General features: G+C 38.8%; 2 protein-coding genes and 1 pseudogene. All 3 read left to right on the top strand.

Annotated elements, in window-relative coordinates; translation table 11 throughout:
• Positions 1–261 precede the first annotated feature (261 nt).
• Positions 262–1,608 carry a 6-phospho-alpha-glucosidase gene (locus tag BpJC4_RS15480; protein ID WP_151698180.1) on the top strand — a complete coding sequence of 449 codons (1,347 nt, stop codon included), beginning with the start codon at positions 262–264 and terminating at the stop codon, positions 1,606–1,608.
• Between the two features lie 178 nt (positions 1,609–1,786).
• Positions 1,787–3,394, top strand: coding sequence for an alpha-glucoside-specific PTS transporter subunit IIBC (locus BpJC4_RS15475; protein ID WP_151698179.1), 1,608 nt, complete (start codon positions 1,787–1,789; stop codon positions 3,392–3,394).
• Positions 3,395–3,471: 77 nt separating this feature from the next.
• Positions 3,472–3,851, top strand: a pseudogene (locus BpJC4_RS15470) (MurR/RpiR family transcriptional regulator); the annotation flags it as partial.

The following is a 3,851-nucleotide window of genomic DNA, read 5'->3' as shown; positions in this document are numbered from 1 at the left end:
CCTCCTCCTACTCGATTACCTGTACCTGTATATAAAAAACTTTACTGCTTTTGCCGGATTGCAGCCCGTTTTACTCAAAATTGCTGCTTTATGAAGGATATGAAAAGGCGGCAAAAATCTATGAAATATTTTTCGGAAAATGAAATTCTTTTTTGTTTGCAAATTTATTTTTTAAACAATTGCATCTTATTGAATAATTTTTTCTTCGTGAGATAATGATCACGTAATAAAGATAACGTTTTCTTTAAGGAGAGATTTACTATGCCAGATAAAAAGTTTTCAGTAGTGATCGCCGGCGGAGGCAGCACCTATACTCCGGGAATTGTTTTAACATTGCTAGACAATTTAGACAAGTTTCCAATTAGAAGTTTAAAGTTTTACGATAATGACGGGGAGCGGCAGCAAAAAATTGCGGATGCTTGCGCTATCATGATTAAAGAAAGGGCCCCGGAAATAGAATTTTTGGCAACGACCAATCCTGCAGAAGGGTTTACAGATGTCGATTTTGTAATGGCACAAATCAGGGTTGGAAAATATGAAATGCGCGAAAAAGATGAAAAAATTCCATTGAAACATGGGGTTGTGGGTCAAGAAACAACAGGGCCTGGAGGAATTGCTTACGGTTTAAGGTCCATCGGAGGCGTTTTAGAGCTTATTGACTATATGGAAAAATATTCTCCAAATGCCTGGATGTTGAATTACTCAAACCCGGCTGCAATCGTGGCTGTAGCTACAAATCGCTTAAGACCGAAATCTAAAATTATCAATATTTGTGACATGCCAATTGGAATTATGGATCGGATGGCAAAAATATTAAAATTAGATTCTTATAAAGAACTGGATTTCGACTATTATGGTTTGAATCACTTTGGATGGTGGACGGCTGTAAGAGATAAGAAAGGCAATAATTTAATGCCGCAGCTTCAAGCCTATGTCAGGGAACACGGATATATATTGCCTGATGAAAGCGGGACAGAAAAAAGCTGGAGAGAGACTTTTGAAATGGCTAAAAATGTCTATGCACTCGATCCGGAAACATTGCCAAACACTTATCTGAAATACTATCTATATCCGCAGGAAGTTGTTAAACATTCTGATCCGAATCATACAAGGACGGATGAAATCAGATTGGGCCGCGAAAAATTTGTTTTCGAAGAATGTGCCAAAATTACGGAATCCGGAACAGCAGCAAACAGCGCCTTTAAATCAGATGAACATGCTTCTTACATTATTGATTTATGCCGTGCTATTGCTTATAACACAAAAGAACGCATGCTTGTCATTACCCCAAATAAAGGGGCAGTAGAAAATCTGGACTCTGATACAATGGTGGAAATTCCTTGCTTAATTGGTGCAAATGGGCCTGAACCACTCGCCCAGGGTAAAATCCCGCGCTTCCAAAAAGGGTTGATTGAGGAACAAAACAGTGTTGAAAACCTGGTTGTCGATGCCTGGACAGAGGGTTCATATACGAAATTATGGCAAGCATTAAGCTTAAGTAAGATTGTACCAGATGCAGGACTGGCCAAAATTATTTTGGATGAACTGGTTGAAGCAAATAAGGATTACTGGCCGGAATTAAAAATCGGGCGTCCTGAACGGTTTTAAGCTGATCATACAAGGTAATCAACTAAAGGGATTATTTAAACATGCTCCTTTACATCATTACTAAGTGAAACCAAAAATGAGGAGCGGTAAATCTTTTAAAAAGAAAAAAGATCTTATCGCTTCTCATCATATTCCTAAAAAGGAAAGCGGTTTCCGGTCTGGAGGAGGAGGATAAACAATGAAAAGTATACAAAGATTTGGCGGTGCAATGTTTACACCTGTTTTACTTTTCTCATTTGCTGGCATTATGCTGGCCATCAGCATATTATTTTGCAATCCGTCTGTTTTTGGAAGCCTTGCAAGTGAAGGAACCTTATGGTACGGCATATGGGATACTGTACAACAAGGTGCATGGACAGTATTTAATCAAATAGAATTATTATTTGTCGTCGGCCTGCCTATCGGGCTGGCAAAAAAAGCTTCCGGAAGGGCTGCAATGGAAGCTTTGGTTACGTATCTTACATGGAATTATTTTATAGCGGCCATCCTTACCCACTGGGGAAAATTTTTTGGAATTATGCATTACGGAAGGGCTTTAGCTGAAAATAGCACAAACGAAGGCTTAAAAATGATTGCCGGCATTAAAACTTTTAATACAAGCATCATTGGTGCCTTAATTATAGCGGGAATCGTTGTCTATTTGCATAACAGATTTTTTGACTATAAATTACCTGACTTTTTGGGCACCTTCCAGGGCTCTGCTTTCGTCGTCATTCTTGGCTTTTTTGCCGCTTTACCCTTGGCATTCATTACCTGTTTAATTTGGCCGAAAATTTCATTCGGCATCGGATCATTACAATCGTTCATGGCTCATGCAGGTCCTGTTGGGGTTTGGATTTACTGTTTCCTTGAACGTGTTTTAATTCCAACAGGTCTTCACCATTTTATTTATATCCCTTTCCAATATGGGCCAGCCGCAGTTCCGGAAGGCCTAACGAAATGGTGGCTTATGCACTTGGAGACATTTGCTAATAGTAAGGAATCACTGAAATCAATGGCACCACAAATGGGATTCCTGATGTATGGCAATGAAAAGGTTTTTGGTATACCAGGAATTGCTTTGGCATTTTACTTTACGGCAAAGAAAGAAAACAGGAAAAAAGTATTGGCCCTGCTGGTACCGGCAGTCATTACATCTGTACTTGCCGGTATTACCGAACCAATTGAATTTACATTCCTATTCGTAGCGCCGCTTTTATGGGTGATTCATTCCCTTTTGGCAGCAACATTAGATACGACATTGTATTTATTTGGTGTAGTAGGTGATTTGAGCGGAGGCATTATTGATATGGCCGGGAAAAACTGGATTCCGCTTTTTCAAAATCACTGGGCAACATATTTAACGCAAATTGTAGTTGGGCTGATATTCACGGCTATTTACTTCTTTGTCTTTAGGTTTTTCATTTTAAAATTCAACTTTGCAACGCCAGGCAGGGAAGCAGATGAGGAAGAAGAAATTACATTAAAGACAAAACAGGATTATAAAAATAAAAAATTAGCACAAGGAGTGCAAGAAACAGCTGCAGCATCCTACACAGATCCTTATTCGGAAAGAGCGGCAATTTACCTGGATGCGTTGGGCGGAAAAGAAAATATCAGTGATGTGACCAATTGTGCTACCAGGTTAAGAGTGACAGTAGTAGATCCAAAGAAAGTGAAACCGGATAGCGCATTTAAAGCGGGAAAAGCTGCGGGTGTTGTGAGAGCAGGAAGAGCATTCCAAGTTATCGTAGGGTTAGATGTCCCCCAAGTCAGGGAAAAATTTGAAGAACTGTTGAAACAATAAAACTTTTTGGATAGAGTCAACATCTTATATAGTGATAAAATTGGATGTAAGGACACAAGAAAGGGTGTTGACTCTCTATGGATTTGGAACAAAAGGTGAATCAAAGCTTCCAACAATTAAATTCAGATGAAATACAATGCCTGAATTTTATTATCGAACATAAAGATATTGTTAGCAATTCAACTTTAAATGAAATTAGCAAGCTTTGCCATGTTTCCGCTTCTTTCTTGTTCAGAACCATCAAGAAGGTCGGGTACTCGGGTTTTTCTGAATTAAAATATGAAATCAAAAAGGAAGAAAACACGTTGAAAGAAATGACCGGCCAGCCAGAAAATATTAATTGCCAATTGCATGAAGACATTGATAAAACCATCAAATATTTTAATACTGTCAATCACACGGAAATGTTTCGTTCTATTATGGAAGCCAGCCGTATCTTTTCTTATGGCACAGGTTG

The organism is Weizmannia acidilactici (assembly GCF_008974185.1).
In the GTDB taxonomy this organism is placed as follows: domain Bacteria; phylum Bacillota; class Bacilli; order Bacillales; family Bacillaceae_C; genus Weizmannia; species Weizmannia acidilactici.
This window is presented reverse-complemented; position numbering and strand designations above follow the sequence as displayed.

Coding starts and splice junctions, on each gene's coding strand:
- BpJC4_RS15480 (WP_151698180.1), top strand. CDS start 262: ATGCCAGATAAAAAGTTTTCAGTAGTGATCGCCGGCGGAGGCAGCACC.
- BpJC4_RS15475 (WP_151698179.1), top strand. CDS start 1,787: ATGAAAAGTATACAAAGATTTGGCGGTGCAATGTTTACACCTGTTTTA.